Origin of the sequence: Brevibacterium sp. SIMBA_078, assembly GCF_046534565.1 — a bacterium.
In the GTDB taxonomy this organism is placed as follows: domain Bacteria; phylum Actinomycetota; class Actinomycetes; order Actinomycetales; family Brevibacteriaceae; genus Brevibacterium.
In genome coordinates, this window is record NZ_JAWRYQ010000124.1 from 1 (window position 1) to 302 (window position 302).

The 302-nt window shown below is 60.9% G+C and carries 1 protein-coding gene; it reads left to right on the forward strand.

Annotation, left to right across the window (positions count from 1 at the left end; translation table 11 throughout):
- Positions 1 to 301: hypothetical protein (locus SB749_RS19130; RefSeq protein WP_410711694.1), on the forward strand; the 301-nt coding region annotated here is incomplete at its 5' end.
- Position 302: the final 1 nt, after the last annotated feature.

The following is a 302-nucleotide window of genomic DNA, read 5'->3' on the forward strand; positions in this document are numbered from 1 at the left end:
GAAAACCATACCGGAGCGATTCTCGGCAACGTCGGGGCCGTCGAACCGTATTAAAAAGGTCTGCGTGGACTACCTGCGCAACGGTAAAGGCCAGACCACAGCCGCGGCGTTCTCCGCGCGCGCGCCCGGGCATGGGTGTCTCCATGCCGGTGTCGTGGGAGCAGTTGTTCGAGTTGAAATCCGGCGCGCAGTGGGAGTCCAGACAGCACGCGAGTACCTCAGCTTCGAGTCAGCGGACCCGTGGTCAGAGTACTGGTCTACGGCTCAAACGCTAACCGTGGCGACGAAGTTGCTGAAATGAG